This is a genomic window from Collinsella sp. AM43-1 (assembly GCF_003467925.1).
Classification (GTDB): domain Bacteria; phylum Actinomycetota; class Coriobacteriia; order Coriobacteriales; family Coriobacteriaceae; genus Collinsella.
The window spans coordinates 1-532 of the sequence record NZ_QSFR01000053.1; the positions used below are offsets into that span (position 1 = coordinate 1).

General features: G+C 49.4%; 1 protein-coding gene. It reads left to right on the plus strand.

Features of this window, described 5'->3' with window-relative positions:
- Positions 1-235: hypothetical protein (locus tag DW925_RS10310; protein WP_233540278.1), on the plus strand; the 235-nt coding region annotated here is incomplete at its 5' end.
- Positions 236-532 lie beyond the last annotated feature (297 nt).

Below are 532 nucleotides of genomic sequence, written 5' to 3' on the forward strand. Positions count from 1 at the left end.
ACTTGAAGAAGGGGGAGGCCTCGCGGCCTCCCCCTTTTTTGCGTTATATAAGCTGACATTTGCCCTATCTGTTTCAGGAGTGCTCGGATTGTCTTTAGTCGAGGGCATCGTTGCCGTCCGCGGTGAGGTAGAGCCGATCTTCTTGCTTATGTCGCTTTCTGGTGGCGCTCAGTCGGCTCCAGGGTTCTGTCGTCACGTTTATCCGGACGGATCTTATGCTCCTTATTTCCAGTAAATCAGTTAAGGGGTATTGTTTCAATTAAATACACTCCGCCAGCGGGGGCTCTGTCTAATTAGTGATAGAGCCCCCGCTGGTGTTTTATAGGTTTGTTAACGTTGTCCTTCTATTTATGACGGGCTAACTAGCAGAGACCGACGAGGGTATAAAGATGCTATGTCTACAGTGGACAGCAAGATTCCCGAGGTCATACGGTCTGTCCATGGTTTATGACCAAATGTGTGACTCTGAGCAACTCGGAGCCAGCTAATTAATTTGTGAACAAAATATGGAGTGCGCGATTCCCGCCCCCGG